The sequence below is a fragment of the Pseudomonas pseudonitroreducens genome, from assembly GCF_021603645.1.
Classification (GTDB): domain Bacteria; phylum Pseudomonadota; class Gammaproteobacteria; order Pseudomonadales; family Pseudomonadaceae; genus Pseudomonas; species Pseudomonas pseudonitroreducens.
On record NZ_BQHJ01000003.1, the window covers coordinates 118,521 to 134,744 of the forward strand.

Here is a 16,224-nt window from a genome sequence, read left to right on the forward strand (position 1 = left end):
GAGTGGACCGTCATCGGCATGCTGCGTTCGCCGAACTTTGCGTGGGCAGGGGCGCCGCGCTAAAAACGGCGCCCCGGTCTCACTCGGCGGAGTTCTTGTCGCTGGCGCCTTCTTCCAGCGCCTTGTTTTCCCAGCCTTCCTCACCCGGCAGGATCAGGTTCAGCAGGATTGCAACGATCGCGCACAGGGCGATGCCCTTCAGGCCGAAGTCGTCGGGGCCGGTGCCGGTGCCGATCAGCACGCCACCGATGCCGAACACCAGCGTCACCGAGACGATGCACAGGTTGCGCGCCTGGGACAGGTCGACCTTGTGGCGGATCAGGGTGTTCATGCCCACCGAGGCGATGGTGCCGAACAGCAGGCAGAGGATGCCGCCCATTACTGGTACCGGGATGCTCTGCAGGATCGCACCGAACTTGCCGACGAAGGCCAGGCTGATGGCGAACACCGCAGCCCAGGTCATGATCTTCGGGTTGTAGTTCTTGGTCAGCATCACCGCGCCGGTCACTTCCGCGTAGGTGGTGTTCGGCGGGCCGCCGAACAGGCCGGCGGCGGAGGTGGCGATGCCGTCGCCCAGCAGGGTGCGGTGCAGGCCCGGCGTCTTCAGGTAGTTCTTGCCGGTCACGCCGCCCACGGCGATGACCCCGCCGATGTGCTCGATGGCCGGAGCCAGCGCCACGGGCACGATGAACAGGATGGCCTGCCAGTTGAATTCCGGCGCGGTGAACTTCGGCAGCTCCAGCCAGGGCGCGGCGACGATCTTGGCGACGTCGACCACGCCGAAGGCGAAGGACAGGCCGTAACCCACCAGCACACCGGCGATGATCGGCACCAGGCGCAGCATGCCCTTGCCGAATACCGCGACGATCAGCGTGGTCAGCAGCGCTGGCATGGAAATGAACATGGCGGTCTTGTAGGGGATCAGCTCGGTGCCGTCACCGGCCTTGCCCATCGCCATGTTGGCGGCGATCGGCGCCATCGCCAGGCCGATGGAAATGATGACCGGGCCGATGACTACCGGCGGCAGCAGACGGTCGATGAATCCAGTGCCCTTGATCTTCACGGCCAGGCCCAGGAAGGTGTAGACGAAGCCGGCCGCCACCACGCCGCCCATGGTCGCGGCCAGGCCGAACTGGCCCTTGGCGAGGATGATCGGGGTAATGAAGGCAAAGCTCGAGGCCAGGAACACCGGGACCTGGCGCCCAGTGACGATCTGGAACATCAGGGTGCCGAAACCGGCGGTGAACAGTGCCACGTTCGGGTCCAGCCCGGTGATCAGCGGCATCAGTACCAGCGCGCCGAAGGCCACGAAGAGCATCTGCGCGCCAGAGATGATCTGGCGCCACAGCGGTTCGTTGAATTCATCGGCCATCGATCAGGTGTCCTTCTGCTTGGTGCCGAAGATCTTGTCACCGGCATCGCCCAGGCCCGGCATGATGTACCCGTGCTCGTTCAGGCACTGGTCGATGGAGGCGGTATAGATGAGCACGTCCGGATGCGCATCGTTGACTGCCTTGATCCCTTCGGGCGCCGCCACCAGCACCATGGCGCGGATGTCCTTGCTGCCGGCCTTCTTCAGCAGGTTGATGGTGGCGACCATGGAGCCGCCGGTGGCGAGCATCGGGTCGATGATCAGCGAACGGCGTTCGGCGATGTCCGGCGCGAGCTTTTCCAGGTAGGTGTGCGCTTCGAGGGTTTCCTCGTTGCGGGCCACGCCCACGGCGCTGACCTTGGCGCCCGGAATCAGGCTGAGTACGCCTTCGAGCATGCCGATGCCGGCGCGCAGGATCGGCACCACGGTGATCTTCTTGCCGGCAATCTTCTCGACCTGCACGGGGCCGGCCCAACCTTCGATCTCGTAGTTCTCCAGCGGCAGGTCCTTGGTCGCCTCGTAGGTCAGCAGGGCGCCCACTTCCTGGGCCAGCTCGCGGAAATTCTTGGTACTGATATCGTGACGGCGCATCAGTCCGATCTTGTGGCGGATCAGGGGATGGCGAATCTCGAGGACGGGCATGGATGGGTTCTCCGGACGGGCTGGCAAAAAAATTGCGGTAGCGTAATGCATCCTAGCTACGTTGGGCCACGATTGTCGGCGACATTCGTCCGCTGACCCTTGCTCCATGGCACGCCGATAGGTACCTTTGCGCACTTTTTCACGGGAGAACCCCCATGTCCGTCGATCTCGCGCACATCCGCCAAGTCATGGCCGAAGCCGACTGCCTGTACACCAACGCCGAGGTAGAGGCCGCCATCGCCCGTGTGGCGGAGGCCATCAACGGCTCTCTGGCCGACTCCAACCCGGTGGTGTTCTGCGTGATGAACGGTGGCCTGATCTTCTCCGGCAAGCTGCTGCCGCTGCTGAATTTCCCGCTGGAAGCCTCCTACCTGCATGCGACCCGTTACCGCAACGAGACCACCGGTGGCGAGCTGTTCTGGAAGGCCAAGCCGGAAATCTCCTTCATCGACCGTGAAGTGCTGATCATCGACGACATCCTCGACGAAGGGCACACCCTCTCGGCGATCATGGACTTCTGCAGGCATGCCGGCGCCAAGCGCGTGCATACCGCCGTGCTGATCGACAAGGACCACGACCGCAAGGCCCGTCCGGACCTGAAGGCCGACTACGTGGGGCTGTCCTGCATCGATCGCTACATCTTCGGCTACGGCATGGACTACAAGGGCTACTGGCGCAACGCCGCCGGCATCTTCGCCGTCAAGGGACTGTGACGATGAGCGGGCCGCGTTTCCTCGACAGCACGCTGTTCGACGAGGTCGCGGCCCTTGCCGCCGCCAGCCCCCGGCGTCGACAGAACCACAATTTCCATGAGCAGAGCGAGCCTTGCCATCGCCTGCTCAATGCGTTGCAGCCCGACAGCTATATTCCGCCGCACTGCCATCGCCATCCGGACAAGGCCGAAAGCCTGCTGGTGGTGAAGGGCGCGCTGGGCCTGCTGATCTTCTCAGGCAACGGCGAACTGCTGACTACCCGCGTACTCCGCGCAGGCGGCGAGTGTGTTGGCGCGGATCTGCCGCCGGGCACCTTCCACGCCATCGTCGCGCTGGAGCCGGACAGCATCATGTTCGAGGCCAAGGCCGGCCCCTTCGTCCCGCTGGGCGAGGACGAGCGCGGGCAGTGGGCGCCGCGTGAAGGTGAGCCCGGTGCCGCCGAGTACCTGGCCTGGATGCGCTCTCAGTTCCCGCACTGAATCCTGCACGTGCGTAGGAGCGGACTTTGTCCGCGATCGATTTCCCGCCGCTCCGATCGGTCGGGGAGTCAGGCGAACCTATCGCGGACGGAGTCCGCTCCTACGCACAATCAAACATCGAGCTGTATCGATGCATGCATGGTTAAGCGTGCATTTTTGCCAATGAATGCCCCGCCTATCCTGCGTCCCTCACAAGACAACCGTCCGAGGTTCGCATGTCCCGTCTCCTTTATATCGATGGCCAATGGCAGGCCGCCGACAGCGGCGCCGTCCTGCGCCCGATCGCTCCCGCTACCCGTGCAGCGCTGCCGGAAGTCGCTTGCGCCGGGGTGTCCGACGTGGAGCGCGCCGTGGCTGCCGCCAAGCGTGCCTTCGCCGGCTGGCGCCAGACCACGGCCGCCCAGCGCGCCGGCTACCTGCGGGCTTTCGCCGAGCAGCTCGAAGCCCGCAGCGAAGCGCTGATCACCCTGCAGATGCAGGCCAGCGGCAAGCCGCGCCTGGAAGCGGAAATCGATATCGGCGACGCCATCGCTACCTTCGCCTATTACGCCGAACTGGCCGAGCAGCTGGACGCCCGGCAGAACGCCGAAGTGGCCCTGCCGGACGCCGGCTACCGCTCGCAGACCCGCTTCGAGCCCATCGGCGTGGTCGGCCTGATCGTGCCGTGGAACTTCCCGCTGGTGACCAGCGCCTGGAAGGTCGCGCCGGCCCTGGCGGCAGGCTGCACCGTGGTGCTCAAACCCTCGGAAATCACCCCGCTGATCGAACTGGTGCTGGGCGAGATCGCCGACGCCATCGGCCTGCCGGCGGGTGTGCTGAACCTGGTGCCGGGCCTGGCCGATGCCGGCGCTGCACTGTGCAGTCATCCGGGCATCGCCAAGCTGTCCTTCACCGGCAGCAACGTCGTCGGCCGCAAGGTCATGGAAGCGGCCGCCGCGCGCACCCTGCCGGTGGGCCTGGAGCTGGGCGGCAAGTCGCCGATCCTGGTGTTCGAGGACTGCGACCTGGACGAAGCGGTGCAGTGGATCATCGCCGGCGTCTACTGGAACGCCGGGCAGATGTGCTCCGCCACCTCGCGCCTGCTGGTGCAGGAATCCATCGCCGCGCCGCTGCTGGCGAAGTTGAAAGTGGCAGTGGAAGGCCTGCGCGTTGGCGACTCGCTGCTGGGCGAGACCGACATGGGGCCGATGACCAGCGAAGCGCAGTACCGCAAGGTGCTCGACTACTTCGCCGTGGCCCGCGACGAAGGCCTGGCCTGCCTGACCGGTGGCGAAGCGGCAGAGGGCTGGTTCATCCAGCCGACCGTGTACACCGACGTGCCGGCGGACAGCCGCCTGTGGCGCGAGGAAATCTTCGGCCCGGTACTGTGCGTGCGTACCTTCAGTGATGAAGCGGATGCCGTGCGTCAGGCCAACGACAGTGATTTCGCCCTGGCCGCCACGGTGTGCAGCGCCGATCTCGAGCGCGCCCGGCGCGTCGCCGAGAACCTGGAAGCCGGCAACGTCTGGCTGAACTCGCCGCAAGTCGTTTTCCCGCAGACTTCCTGGGGCGGCGGCAAGCGCAGCGGTATCGGTCGGGAGCTGGGGCCGTGGGGTCTGTCGGCGTTCTTCGACATCAAGCACATCACCGCGCCGCGCTGACCGGCGTCACCCCGTGCTCCAGACGCAGGTCCTCGACCAGCGCCTGGAGCGCTTCGTTGTGCCCCGGCTCGTCGCGCACCACCAGGCTGTGGGTGATGCCGTAGCCGAGGCTGTCCGGCAGCAGGGCGCGCATCTCGCCCTGTTCCACCCAGCGCTCGGCATAGTGGGTGGGCAGGTAGCCCAGGTGCGTGCCGGCGCGCACGGCATGGAGCACGGCTTCCATATGCTGGGCAAAGGCCGTGCTGCGCTGTGGATCGGCCGGCAGTTGCACGTCGGCCACCGCGTAGCCGTGCTGGATCCAGTCGCAGCTCTGCAGTTCTCCTGCGTCCTTCACCGGCTTGTCGAACAACGGGTGCTCGCGCCCGCAGAACACTGCCACGCGCTCGTGGTACAGCGGCTCATAGCGCAGGTTCGGCAGGCGCCGGCTGAAGCAGGCGATGGCCAGGTGCAGGCGGCCGCCGAGTACCAGGCGCTCCAGTTCGCTGGAAGACTCGATGAGGAAATGCAGTCGCACATCCTGGTCGCGGCGGTTGAAGCGCGCCAGGGTCTGGTGGATGCGCGCCTCGGCGAGGGTGGCGATATTGTCGGCCAGGCCCAGGTGCAGTTCGCCGACCAGGCGCCCGGCCAGGGATTGCACCTGGTCGCGGAAGTCGCCCAGCGCGGCGAACAGGCTCTGCGCGTAGTCCAGCACCCGTTCGCCCTTCTCGGTCAGGCGGAAGCCGCTCTTGCCGCGCTCGCACAGGCGGTAACCCAGGCGTGTTTCGAGGCTGGCGATGTGTGTGCTGATGGTCGACTGGCCCATGCCCAGTTCGCCCTGGGCGGCAGAGAATCCGCCGCAGCGCACCACACAGGCGAAGATGCGCAGCAGGCGCAGGTCGAGGTCGGAGACGTTGTGCAGCATGGCGGTTTCGATCTGTGGCTGGCGATGTATTGGGTTGATGACTTCGAAGGCTATCAATGTATCGCCGGGCTTGCCATGTGTGCCTGTCGTGGCGCTTCGGGCGCGTGCTAGAGTGCCCGGCCCTGTCCCGCGGAGGTGATGATGTCCGTTCGCATGCCGGGCGCCGTGCTGGCGCTGCTGTTCTGCCTACCTTTGGTCGCTGGTGCCGCGCCGATGCACAGCCAGTTCCTGCCGCCTGACGATGCCGGCTTGCGCCAGGGCGCGCCGGAGCAGCAGCAACTGCTGCAGGTCACCGAATACAGCGTGGTGCTGGGCAACCAGCGTCAGTCCAACCAGCAGCCGATCCCGATTACCACGCCGTCGCTGCTGCGCCTCAAGGGCAAGCCGCTGAACAAGGGCGCGCAGATCAGCCAGGTGGTCATCAGTTTCGATGCCGAAGGCAAGAGCCTGAAGAAACCGGCCTACGACGAGAAGACCCGCGTACTCAGCCTGTACTACCCGCAGGCGGCTTATCCACAGCTGCTCGACCTGCTGCGCAACGGTACTGTCTATGTGCAGTTCCTCACCTACGGCAACGGCCATATCTGGGCCGACCTGCATACCGGTGCGGTGCGTGCGCGTTGAGCCGCGCCCGGCGCAGGGGTAAACTGCCCGACCCCTGGTGCCCGGCCTGAACCGTTGCCGGCCGCGATCCCCGAGACAGCCGTAGAGAGAAGCGAGCGATGCGTAAAGACAAGAAGCAGGTGATTGGCGAAGAGATCAACGACGACGCCATCAAGCTGTTCCTCGACGTGGAACCGGCCGACGACACCCCGGCATCCCTGCACAAGCTGGTCAAGGCCTACCGTGGCCTGCGCATCGACGACTTCGAGCGCTTCGTCGGCTTCTTCGTCGAAGCCGGTTACGACCTGTCTGCCAAGGACGCCCAGGGCCACGACTTCATCGCCCTGATCCAGGACCAGCGCCAGGCCGAGCCGTACATCGCAGTGATCAAGGCCGCCCGCGGCTGATCGCATCGAGTCGCTGAAAAGCCCGCCTTGTGCGGGCTTTTTCGTTTGAGGGCGAGCAGGAAGCATGCCTTGTAGGATGGCGTGGAGCGCAGCGATACCCATCGATCCCATGCAGCGCACAGCATGGGTATCGCTGCGCTCCACCCATCCTACGAAGAGGTACGTCGGACACCTCGTCGAATCCCCGCCTAGACTTCTCCGAAGAACGATAACGACAAGGCGAGGACGAAGCCGTGCAAGTACAGCCCTATCTGTTTTTCCATGGTCGTGCCGATGAGGCCATTGCCTTCTACCAACGTGCGGTGGGTGCCCAGCTCGGCGCGCTGATGCGCTTTGAAGAGGCGCCGGGGCCCTCGCCGGTGCCCGACGGCTGGCTGGACAAGGTGATGCACGCCAGCCTGCAGATCGGCGAGACAGAAGTTTTCCTGTCCGACGGTCGCGGTGAGCACAACGCCGCGTTCAATGGCTTCTCCCTGCACCTGACGCTGCGCAGCGTGGTGGCGGCGGAGCAGGCATTCGCTGCCCTGGCGGAGGAGGGGCGGGTAGAGATGCCGCTGGAAAAGACCTTCTGGGCGCAACGCTTCGGCATGCTCACCGATCGCTTCGGGGTGGGCTGGATGGTCAGCTGCCACGGCTAGGCTGCGGAAACGAAAAAGCCCGCCGGATGGCGGGCTTTTTCATGAGCGCGAGGCTCAGGACGCGGCGACGATCTGCAGGCGGTCGGCGGTCATCTGGTTGACTTCGCGGTACACCGCGGCGTCGGTTTCCAGTTGCTTCTCGCGGGCCGGGAAGATCTCCTTGAGCTTCGTGGTCCACTCGGCCGACTGGTAGCGCTCGGGGAAGCAGCGCTCCAGCAGGCCCAGCATGATCGACACGGTCACCGAGGCGCCCGGCGAGGCGCCGAGCAGGGCGGCGATGCTGCCGTCCTGGGCCGCCACCAGTTCGGTGCCGAACTGCAGGATGCCGCCTTTCTTCGGGTCTTTCTTGATGATCTGCACGCGCTGGCCGGCGGTTTCGAGGCGCCAGTCGGCCGGGTTCAGTTCCGGGTAGAACTTGCGCAGGGCTTCGATACGTTGGTCCATGGACTGCATGACTTCCTTCACCAGGTAGCGGGTGAGGTCCATGTTGTCGCGGGCCACGGCAAGCATCGGCAGCAGGTTGCTGGTGCGCACCGAGAGCGGCAGGTCGAGGAACGAGCCGTGGCGCAGGAACTTGGTGGAGAAGCCGGCGTACGGGCCGAACAGCAGGGAGGTCTTGCCCTCGACTACGCGGGTGTCCAGGTGCGGCACGGACATCGGCGGGGCGCCCACTTCGGCCTGGCTGTAGACCTTGGCCTGGTGCTGCTTGACCACTTCCGGGTTGTCGCAACGCAGCCACTGGCCGCTTACCGGGAAGCCGCCGAAGCCTTTGCTTTCCGGGATGCCGGACATCTGCAGCAGCGGCAGCGCGCCGCCGCCGGCGCCGAGGAAGACGAACTTCGCCTTGACCTTGCGGGCGTCGCCGGTCTGGGTGTTCTTGATGTCCACCAGCCAGCCGTCGCCGCTGCGCTCGAGGCCGACCACTTTCTGGAAGTAGCGGACGTCGCTGCCTTCGCGGCTGGAGAGATAGCCCAGCAGCTGGTTGGTCAGGGCGCCGAAGTTGACGTCGGTGCCGCTTTCCACACGGGTCATCGCGACCTGCTCGTCGGCCGGGCGGCCGGGAATGGTCAGCGGGGCCCAGTCGGCGATCTTCGCGCGGTCCTCGGTGTATTCCATCGAGGCGAAGGCATGGTGCTGGCTGAGCAGCTCATGGCGCTTCTTCAGGAAGGGAATGTCCTTGCCACGCACGAAGCTCATGTGCGGAACGGGATTGATGAAGTTGCGCGGCGCGCCGAAGGCGTCCTTCCCGGTCAGGTAGGCCCAGAATTGCTTGGACACCTCGAACTGGGCGTTGATGTTCACCGCCTTCTTGATGTCGATCGAGCCGTCGGCGGCCTGCGGGGTGTAGTTCAGCTCGCAGAGGCCGGCGTGACCGGTGCCGGCGTTGTTCCACGGGTTGGAACTCTCGATGGCTCCGGATTCCTGCAGTTCGACGATCTCGAGCTTGACGCCCGGGTCGACTTCCTTGAGCAGGACAGCCAGGGTTGCGCTCATGATGCCGGCGCCGACCAGCAGCACGTCCATCGATTCGATTTCGTTCTGCGCCATTAACGCGTCTCCAAAACTATCAGCAGCCAGTTGTGACAGGGGCCTTGCGCTCGTTGCGCGAAAGCCGCATGTCCGAATTCTTCTCAGGTCGCCAGGGACCTATCGCGGAATGTCTCGGGCCGGGATCGGAGGAGGGGAAAAGCGCACCTTCTCGGCAATCCACGGATAGACGAAGTCTCCGCAAGTGCATCCGGGAGTGGCGCTCAGGCGCGGCTTCCGGTGCCGAAAAAGCGATTCAGTGCTGCGGGGTCAGACGTCAATGGTGCTACCAACGCAAAACTCTTCATTGCTCGCCACACTCTCGTGAAGTAGTGAAAAACCTTCGATCACGCTCTTTTGGAGGCGTGAAGCTCAAAGGGGATCGTCGTCGCGGGCCGGTCCGGTCTCCGTGCGGAGGGGGCGGCTGCATCCTTGCCAAGTTCTGCGCAACGAACGTACAAAGCGCGACGGCCAGTGACCGAGGCGAGTGGCGACTCTCTTTGAGGGGTGGCAGAGGCGAGACACGGTGTGTCGGCATCGTGCGGGGCCCGACCAGGAGGCGTCCTTATAATCGGGGGGCGATTATAACGGCGAAACACAAAAAAAAGCTCTGCACCTTAGACTTTTTTCCTAGTGTGTACCCCTTGATTTGCCATTTGTGCCCCCTCCCGGTGCGTCTTGCCTGGAGACGGGTCAAGGCGGCCGATCGACGCGTGGCGAGGGAACCCTGAGAACGGGTTCCGCGTCCAATGGCCAAGCGCTATCTGCCCGCGCTGCCCGCCGGTATACTGCCGGCCATCGCTTACCCCATGGAGAGATGAGCATGCTGCCTCGCCTGTTGCTCGGCTTTATTGCTGCCGCCAGCCTGACCTTGACCGGCTGCGCCCTCAGCCCGCAACAACTCAACCCGACCCCCGAGTTCAAGGGGCCGGTCGCTGCCGTTGGCCAGGGCCAGCCGGTAGTGGTGAAAGTCGTCGACGGTCGCCCGAGCACCGCGCTGGGTACCCGTGGTGGCCTGTATTCGGAAACCAGCCAGCTGACCGTGCGCAGCGAGGACGTGATTCCCAAGCTGCAGCTGCAGGCTGAAACCGCCGTGCGCCTGCTGGGCTTCACCCCGTCGGCCAATGCCTATAACGCGCCGCAACTGACCCTGACCCTGGCCGAGCTGAAGTACCAGTCGCCCAAGGAAGGCATGTACGTGACCGAGGCGGACATCGGCGCCACCTTCCGCGCTGACGTGCAGAGCGGCACCCGTCGCTACAGCGGTCGTTATGGCGCCTCGACCAACCAGCGCTTCGGCATGGCGCCCAACGAGGCAACCAATACCAAGCTGGTGAGCGAAGTGCTCAGCGATGCGCTGACCCGCGTGTTCAAGGACCCGACCATCGGCCAGACGCTGAACCAGCGCTGATTGAGGCGGCAATGAAAAAGCCCGGCATCTGCCGGGCTTTTTCGTGGGCGGCCGAGCGGCGGATCAGGCGGCCTGGTGGTACGGGTCGACCTCGACCAGGCGCACGCGCTCGTCGGCTTCCGGCAGGTCCAGGTGCTCGTGGCCACAGGCCTGGGTGTAGACCAGCCAGTGGTCATCCTGGACGTTGAACGAGAGTTCGGTGACGACAGCTTCGATTTCTTCCAGGTGTTCGATCAGGTACGCGTTTTCGTGGGGGACGATTTCGAGCATGGCGAATCTCCTTGGCGAAAGACTTCGATTGGCAGAATTCAATAAAGCCAGCAACGTGCCAAAGCGCGGGAGAGGTCTTAGACCATTTCTCGATAACTTTTACGCTCGTCGTAAATAAGCGTTACGTGCTGGCTGCGATACAGGGCCAGGGGATAAAATGCGCGACGATTGTTTCTCATCCATGACGGGCCATGCCCGTTCGTCCAGACTGACCCCGCTTTGCTTCGAAGTCGTTGGCGTGCAGTTCTGAAGCGGAGGTTGTGATGTCGCTGCAGGCGCTCTGGAGTCTCTTCCAGGCCCATCCCGGTCGTATCGTGAACGACCTGGCCCTGTTCTTCGCCCTGGCCGGAGGCTGGCTGCTGCTGGCGACCCGTCGCCGTGAACGCCTCGCCCTGGCGCGCCTGGCCGCCGAGAGCGAAATTGCCCCGGTGCCGCTGGACAGTGTCGAGCCCACTGCGCGGATGAACCGTTTCTTCTACCGTTTCGGCTTTGCCTGCATGACCTTGGCGCTGGCCGTGAGCTGGTACAGCACGCAGCTCGGTCAGTAATGGCTGGAACGAAAAAGGCGCCCGAGGGCGCCTTTTTTCATGCCTGTTGCTTGAGCCGATACTGGTTCAGCACCGGGTTGGCGTATTGCAGGATCAAGTGGCCGCGCTGCTCCACGGGGCATTCGCCGAGGCGACGCTCCCATTCGGTGCGCGCACGCTGCAGTTCCTCGGCCTTGAACAGGGTCTCGGCACGCGGCACGTTCAGTGCGGCGTCGCGCAGCTCGGAGGCCTCGTAGGCCAGGTAATGCACCGGGAACAGCCGGTAGTTGCCGAGGATCTGCCGGTCCAGCTCGGCGGCGAGCTGCTTGGCGTCGGCGAAGTCGCCGCTGATCTCCTCGCCGAAGTTGATGTGCACCCGGCCCTTGTAGCCGGTGATGCCCTGCACGATGCTGCGGTCGTCCTCGCCTGGTGCCTTGCGGTACTCGCCGGTGGTGGCGCGGGTGAACAGCTCGCGGGCCTTGGCGGCGTCGCAGGGGTCGTATTCGTAGCTGATGGACACCGGGATCAGGTGCAACTGGCGGATCACCTCGGCGAACGGCTCATCCTTGCGGCTCATGTGGAACATCTTGAGGATCGCCGAATCGGTGCGGTCGTTACCGTCCTTGGCGCGGCCTTCGGCCTGGGCGATCCAGATCGACTGGACGTCCTGGCAGATCGAGTGATTGATGTAGGCCGAGAGGTTCTGGTACGCCGCCAGCTTCTCGCGTCGGCCGCTGATGGAGCGGTGCACGATGAAGCTCTTGTTCAGGCGCATCAGGTCGCTGACGAAGGGCTTCTGCAGCAGGTTGTCGCCGATGGCGATGCGCGGCGTCGGCAGCTTTGCATGGAAGATCGCATAGTTGCAGAAGGCCGGATCCATCACGATGTCGCGGTGGTTGGCGATGAACAGGTAGGCGCGGCCGGACTTCAGGCGCTCGACGCCCGAATAGGTGACGCCGTCGGTGGCGTGCTCGATGGTCCGGTCGACGTAGGGCTCGAACTTGTCCTGCAGCGCGACGACGCTGCGGATGCCGGTCACTTCGCGGGCCAGCCGATGGGCTATAAGTGGTCTGAGCAGCCAGCCGAACGGACCGGACAGACGCGGGAAACGGTAACGCGCCAGCGCGCCGAGGAAGGCGTCATCGCTCAGCAGGCGCTGCAGGACAGCCGGGACTTCGGCGTCGTTGTACGGTCGGATGGCTTCGAACTCGCCCATCATGCTCTCTATGAATGCTTGGGGTATCACGGGGCGGGCCGCGAATAGACGGCCCGGAAGGGTATGCCGCCGACTCACCGGCCAGGCGGGCACCCAAAAAGACCGCGCGATTATAAACGGAAGTCACGGGGGAACCAGCGATGCTCGAAAGTCAGGCGTATTCCTGCCCCTATTGCGGCGAGCCGGCCGAGGCCGTGCTCGACCTCTTCGGGGGCGACCAGAGCTACTATGAAGATTGCCCGGTGTGTTGCCGGCCGATCCTGTTCCAGCTCCATACCGACGGTGTGGACTGGACCCTGGAAGTCCAGCGCGAGGACGATTGATGCAGCGAATCTACGAACCCGCCGACCTGATCGAAGCCGAATTGCTGGGCGGCATGCTGGCCAACGAGGGCATTTCGTCGCACCTGGGCGGGCGCCACCTGGTCGGCGGCATCGGCGAGTTGCCGGGCATGGGCCTGCTGCACCTGTGGGTGGAGGACGAGATGGCCGAGCGGGCGCGCGAGCTGATCGCCGCGTACAATGCCGCGCAACCCCTGCCGGGTTCCTTCGACGATCACGAGGGCGGCCCTGGCGTCCTGCTTTGCTGAATCCCGCCAACGAGTCCCGATGACCAGCCGCTACGCCCTGTTCCGCTGGAACCGCGAGCTTGCCGACAGCGCCGGCTTTCCGGCTGACCTGCAGCCAAACTGGAACCTCGCACCCGGTGCGCGGGTGCTGATGCTGCGCGAGGAGAACGGCACGCGCCATGCCGACCTTGCACGCTGGGGCCTGACGCCGGCCTGGCTGAAGGACCTGTCGCGCACTCCCGCCCATGCGCGTACCGAAACCATTGCTGAACAGCCGATGTTCTGCGACGCCTTCGCCCAGCGCCGCTGCCTGCTGCCGGCCAACGGCTTCTACGAGTGGCGCGGTGTGCGCAAGCGCCCGCATTGGGTTTCCGGCGGCGGACTGATCTGTTTCGCGGGCGTGTGGGAGGCCTACCCGGTGGAAGGCCACACCTATTACAGCGTCGCGATGCTGACCCAGGAGGCTGGCGGGATGCGGCGTCCGCTGATCCTCGATGTCGCCGAGCAGGCGCAGTGGCTGTCGAACGAGACCGGGACGGCGCGGCTGATGGAATTGCTGTTGCTGCCCCAGGCGCGGTTGCGCGAGCAGGCGCTGGCGCACTTCGTCAACGACCCAACCTGCAATGGGCCGGAGTGCCTGACGCCTGCTTGAGAGCATTCCCGTAGGCGCGGATTCTTCCGCGATGTTTCCGCGCGAACTGGGGGACATCGCGGACAGAGTCCGCTCCTGCGAGATGCTTCTGTGCTTGGGTCGGCCCTAACCTTCTCCCGCAAACGGGAGAGGGGACCCTTCGGTGCAGGATGAAACGTCGGCATCAGCCGGCACGGACGGCTCCCTCTCCCCTTGGGAGAGGGCAGGGGTGAGGGGAAAGCATCGGCACGGGCTTCCCGAGAAAGACAGTTGCTCCTACGAAACCCATGTCGCCACGGGTGACCGGCTGACACCGTGGCGTCAGCCGGCATCCCTCACACCTTGAACTGATTCACCAGCCTACGCTGCTGCTCGGCCAGCTTGGTCAGCTCGGCGCTGGCCTGGGAGGCTTCGTCGGCGCCGCCGGCCACCTGGTTGGCGACCATGCCGATGTTGCTGACGTTGCGGTTGATATCCTCGGCCACCGCGCTCTGCTCCTCGGCGGCGCTGGCGATCTGGGTGTTCATGTCGTTGATTACCGACACCGCCTGGGTGATCGACTCCAGCGCCTGGGCTGCTTCGCCGGCGTGGCGCACGCTGTCCTCGGTCTTGTCCTGGCTCTGCTGCATCACCTGCACCACTTCGCGGGTGCCGTTCTGCAACTGCTGGATCATCGACTGGATTTCCTCGGTGGCCTGCTGGGTCTTCTGCGCCAGGTTGCGTACCTCGTCGGCGACCACGGCAAAACCACGGCCCTGTTCGCCGGCACGTGCGGCCTCGATGGCGGCGTTGAGCGCCAGCAGGTTGGTCTGCTCGGCGATGCCGCGGATGGCCACCAGGATGGCGTTGATGTTCTCGCTGTCGCGGGCCAGCGACTGCACCACTCCTACCGCGCGACCGATCTCGCTGGCCAGCGCCTGGATCGCCGTGGAGCTGCTCTCGACGATGCGCTTGCCATGGTGTGCGGCCTGGTCGGCGTGGTTGGCCGCTTCGGCTGCGTGGGTGGCGTTGCGCGCCACGTCCTGGGCGGTGGCGGTCATCTCGTGGACTGCAGTGGCCACCAGTTCGATTTCCGCCAATTGCTTCTGCACGCCCTGGTTGGTGCGGATGGCGATATCGGCGGTGTGCTCGGACGAATCACTGACGTGCTGTACCGAGGTCACTACCTGGCCGATCATGCCCTGCAGCTTGCCGAGGAAGGTGTTGAAGCCCTTGGCGATGGAGCCCAGTTCGTCGGCGCGGTCGCTGCTCAGGCGGCGGGTCAGGTCGCCTTCGCCCTGGGCGATGTCGTCGAGCATACCGACCAGCTGGCGCAGCGGGCGGGCGATGCCGTGGCCGACCAGCCAGATCACGGCCAGGCCGATGGCGGCGATCAGCAGGCCGACCAGGGTCATGCCCAGGGTATCGTTGTCGCGCTGGGACTTCAGGTCGCTCTGCAGCTGGTTCAGATCACCCAGCACGGCTTCCTGCGGCAGTTGCAGCATCAGGGTCCAGCGGGCGCCGGAGTCGGCGATGGTGAACGGCAGGAACAGCTCGATGTGGCCGTGCTCCTTGTCCACGGAGGTCAGCGGCTGGTCGAGGGTGAGCTTGGCCAGGTTGGCCACTTCGTTGGCGTCCAGCACGCTGCTGGCGGACTCGCCGAGCTTGGACGGGTCCTTGGTATAGGCAACCAGACGGCCGTTGGTGGAGATCAGCGCCATCTCGCCGGCGCCATCGTAGAGCTGGCTGTCGGCGTTCTTCAGCAGGTCCTGGATGAAGTCCAGCGACAGGTCCACGCCGACGGTGCCCTTGAACTGGCCCTTGACCATGATCGGCGCGTTGAACGAGGACATCAGCACCATCTTGCCGGCCATCTCATAGGGCGCCGGGTCGATGATGCACGGTTGGTGCTTCTCTTTCGGGCACAGGTAGTACTCGCCTTCGCGCACGCCGGTGGGCTGCATCTTCTGGCTTTCCAGGGTGTCGCCCATGGCTTCCACGGTCAGGCCGCCGTCCTTGCGGTACCACCAGGGCATGAAGCGGCCGCTGGCGTCGTAGCCGGGCAGGCCGGAGTACTGGCTGTCGTTGCCGGCAAAGGCGTTGGGTTCCCAGCCGGCGAAAGCGTCGAGCAGCTTGGGGTTCTGCGCCACGGTCTGGCGCAGCAGGTTGGACATGCCGGCGCGGCCGATGCCCAGCAGCGGCTGGCCGTTGGCGTCGGTCTCGTCGAGCAGGGCGTTGGTATTGGCGAGGTCGCGGGCGACGGTGAGCGGATATTCCAGCTCGCGCTGGATCTGCGCGACCTGGCCGCGCGCCATGGCCACCAGGCGTTCGTTGATCACCTGCTCGAGCAACGCCTGGGTGCGCTCCTGCACCAGTGCCTGGGTCCGCGAGCCGGCGAACAGTGCGTACAGCACCAGCGCCGCGACCACTGCCAGAACGCTGGCACCAGCCAGCGCCACCACGGAAAACTGGATCGACTTGAATTTCATACGGGTACCCGGAATGCGCCAGAGGACTGCGTGTCTATCTGTATCGGCAGGGGCGGGGGAATTCCTTAGGCGGCCGTTGTAATGGCTTGTAACGCGGCTGTTCCGCGCTTGTCGCAGGATTGTCGGCATTGACCGGGAGGTCTAGCATGTGATGTCAAAATGAAATTATCTGCTCGCTGGCGAGTCCTCGATCGCCCTGTTCGCAGGGCTG

Annotated in this window: 18 protein-coding genes; 11 read left to right on the top strand and 7 right to left on the bottom strand. The window is 65.0% G+C overall.

Annotated features, from left to right (window positions below; translation table 11 throughout):
- Nucleotides 1–79 precede the first annotated feature (79 nt).
- Together L6D89_RS08420 and upp are read right to left on the bottom strand one after the other, a co-directional pair.
- A complete protein-coding gene (locus tag L6D89_RS08420) occupies nucleotides 80–1,372 on the bottom strand; it encodes a uracil-xanthine permease family protein (protein ID WP_236199353.1) in 1,293 nt (430 codons plus the stop codon).
- 3 nt (nucleotides 1,373–1,375) lie between these two features.
- Complete coding sequence (upp, locus tag L6D89_RS08425) at nucleotides 1,376–2,014, bottom strand: uracil phosphoribosyltransferase (protein ID WP_236172906.1); 639 nt, start codon at nucleotides 2,012–2,014, stop codon at nucleotides 1,376–1,378.
- Between the two features lie 155 nt (nucleotides 2,015–2,169).
- Between upp and L6D89_RS08430 the strand changes: the two genes are divergently transcribed.
- From L6D89_RS08430 to L6D89_RS08440, 3 genes are all read left to right on the top strand, one after another.
- Nucleotides 2,170–2,727 carry a hypoxanthine-guanine phosphoribosyltransferase gene (locus L6D89_RS08430; RefSeq protein WP_236172905.1) on the top strand — a complete coding sequence of 186 codons (558 nt, stop codon included), beginning with the start codon at nucleotides 2,170–2,172 and terminating at the stop codon, nucleotides 2,725–2,727.
- A 2-nt stretch (nucleotides 2,728–2,729) separates the two neighbouring features.
- Complete coding sequence (locus L6D89_RS08435; protein WP_236199354.1) at nucleotides 2,730–3,206, top strand: WbuC family cupin fold metalloprotein; 477 nt, start codon at nucleotides 2,730–2,732, stop codon at nucleotides 3,204–3,206.
- 215 nt (nucleotides 3,207–3,421) lie between these two features.
- The gene (locus L6D89_RS08440; protein WP_236199355.1) at nucleotides 3,422–4,846 is read left to right on the top strand and encodes an aldehyde dehydrogenase family protein; all 1,425 of its coding nucleotides are present in this window, start codon (nucleotides 3,422–3,424) and stop codon (nucleotides 4,844–4,846) included.
- On the opposite strand, the gene L6D89_RS08445 is transcribed toward L6D89_RS08440, so the two are convergent.
- Nucleotides 4,830–5,747, bottom strand: coding sequence for a LysR family transcriptional regulator (locus L6D89_RS08445; protein WP_236199356.1), 918 nt, complete (start codon nucleotides 5,745–5,747; stop codon nucleotides 4,830–4,832). The genes L6D89_RS08440 and L6D89_RS08445 overlap by 17 nt on opposite strands.
- 141 nt (nucleotides 5,748–5,888) lie before the next feature.
- Here L6D89_RS08445 and L6D89_RS08450 point away from each other — a divergent pair, with 141 nt between their 5' ends.
- The 3 genes from L6D89_RS08450 to L6D89_RS08460 all read left to right on the top strand — a co-directional run bounded on the left by L6D89_RS08450 (nucleotide 5,889) and on the right by L6D89_RS08460 (nucleotide 7,395).
- Nucleotides 5,889–6,371, top strand: coding sequence for a hypothetical protein (locus L6D89_RS08450; RefSeq protein WP_373873580.1), 483 nt, complete (start codon nucleotides 5,889–5,891; stop codon nucleotides 6,369–6,371).
- Between the two features lie 98 nt (nucleotides 6,372–6,469).
- Nucleotides 6,470–6,757, top strand: coding sequence for a PA4642 family protein (locus L6D89_RS08455; RefSeq protein ID WP_236199357.1), 288 nt, complete (start codon nucleotides 6,470–6,472; stop codon nucleotides 6,755–6,757).
- A 233-nt stretch (nucleotides 6,758–6,990) separates the two neighbouring features.
- A complete protein-coding gene (locus tag L6D89_RS08460) occupies nucleotides 6,991–7,395 on the top strand; it encodes a VOC family protein (RefSeq protein WP_236172900.1) in 405 nt (134 codons plus the stop codon).
- Between the two features lie 54 nt (nucleotides 7,396–7,449).
- Here L6D89_RS08460 and mqo read toward each other — a convergent pair whose 3' ends face one another.
- A complete protein-coding gene (gene mqo / locus L6D89_RS08465; RefSeq protein ID WP_236199358.1) occupies nucleotides 7,450–8,943 on the bottom strand; it encodes a malate dehydrogenase (quinone) in 1,494 nt (497 codons plus the stop codon).
- Nucleotides 8,944–9,745: 802 nt separating this feature from the next.
- On the opposite strand from mqo, the gene L6D89_RS08470 reads away from it, so the two are divergent.
- Complete coding sequence (locus L6D89_RS08470; protein ID WP_054908637.1) at nucleotides 9,746–10,333, top strand: YajG family lipoprotein; 588 nt, start codon at nucleotides 9,746–9,748, stop codon at nucleotides 10,331–10,333.
- 63 nt (nucleotides 10,334–10,396) lie between these two features.
- On the opposite strand, the gene L6D89_RS08475 is transcribed toward L6D89_RS08470, so the two are convergent.
- Nucleotides 10,397–10,603 carry a hypothetical protein gene (locus L6D89_RS08475; RefSeq protein ID WP_236172898.1) on the bottom strand — a complete coding sequence of 69 codons (207 nt, stop codon included), beginning with the start codon at nucleotides 10,601–10,603 and terminating at the stop codon, nucleotides 10,397–10,399.
- Between the two features lie 263 nt (nucleotides 10,604–10,866).
- Between L6D89_RS08475 and L6D89_RS08480 the strand changes: the two genes are divergently transcribed.
- Nucleotides 10,867–11,151 (top strand): hypothetical protein, encoded by a 285-nt coding sequence (locus tag L6D89_RS08480; protein WP_236172897.1) that lies wholly within the window; start codon nucleotides 10,867–10,869, stop codon nucleotides 11,149–11,151.
- Between the two features lie 37 nt (nucleotides 11,152–11,188).
- Here L6D89_RS08480 and L6D89_RS08485 read toward each other — a convergent pair whose 3' ends face one another.
- Entirely contained in the window at nucleotides 11,189–12,349 is a 1,161-nt protein-coding gene (locus tag L6D89_RS08485; RefSeq protein WP_236172896.1) for a 1-acyl-sn-glycerol-3-phosphate acyltransferase, read from the bottom strand.
- A gap of 137 nt (nucleotides 12,350–12,486) precedes the next feature.
- On the opposite strand from L6D89_RS08485, the gene L6D89_RS08490 reads away from it, so the two are divergent.
- From L6D89_RS08490 to L6D89_RS08500, 3 genes are read left to right on the top strand one after another with little or no spacing between them, the layout of a single operon-like run.
- Nucleotides 12,487–12,669 (top strand): CPXCG motif-containing cysteine-rich protein, encoded by a 183-nt coding sequence (locus tag L6D89_RS08490; protein ID WP_236199359.1) that lies wholly within the window; start codon nucleotides 12,487–12,489, stop codon nucleotides 12,667–12,669.
- Nucleotides 12,669–12,935 carry a putative signal transducing protein gene (locus L6D89_RS08495; RefSeq protein ID WP_236172895.1) on the top strand — a complete coding sequence of 89 codons (267 nt, stop codon included), beginning with the start codon at nucleotides 12,669–12,671 and terminating at the stop codon, nucleotides 12,933–12,935. Before L6D89_RS08490 ends, L6D89_RS08495 begins: the two co-directional genes overlap by 1 nt.
- 19 nt (nucleotides 12,936–12,954) lie before the next feature.
- Nucleotides 12,955–13,566: an SOS response-associated peptidase gene (locus L6D89_RS08500; protein WP_236199360.1), complete on the top strand. Its 612-nt coding sequence runs from the start codon at nucleotides 12,955–12,957 to the stop codon at nucleotides 13,564–13,566.
- 314 nt (nucleotides 13,567–13,880) lie between these two features.
- Here the strand turns inward: L6D89_RS08500 and L6D89_RS08505 are convergent, their stop codons facing one another.
- Nucleotides 13,881–16,013, bottom strand: coding sequence for a methyl-accepting chemotaxis protein (locus L6D89_RS08505; RefSeq protein ID WP_236199361.1), 2,133 nt, complete (start codon nucleotides 16,011–16,013; stop codon nucleotides 13,881–13,883).
- Between the last annotated feature and the right edge of the window lie 211 nt (nucleotides 16,014–16,224).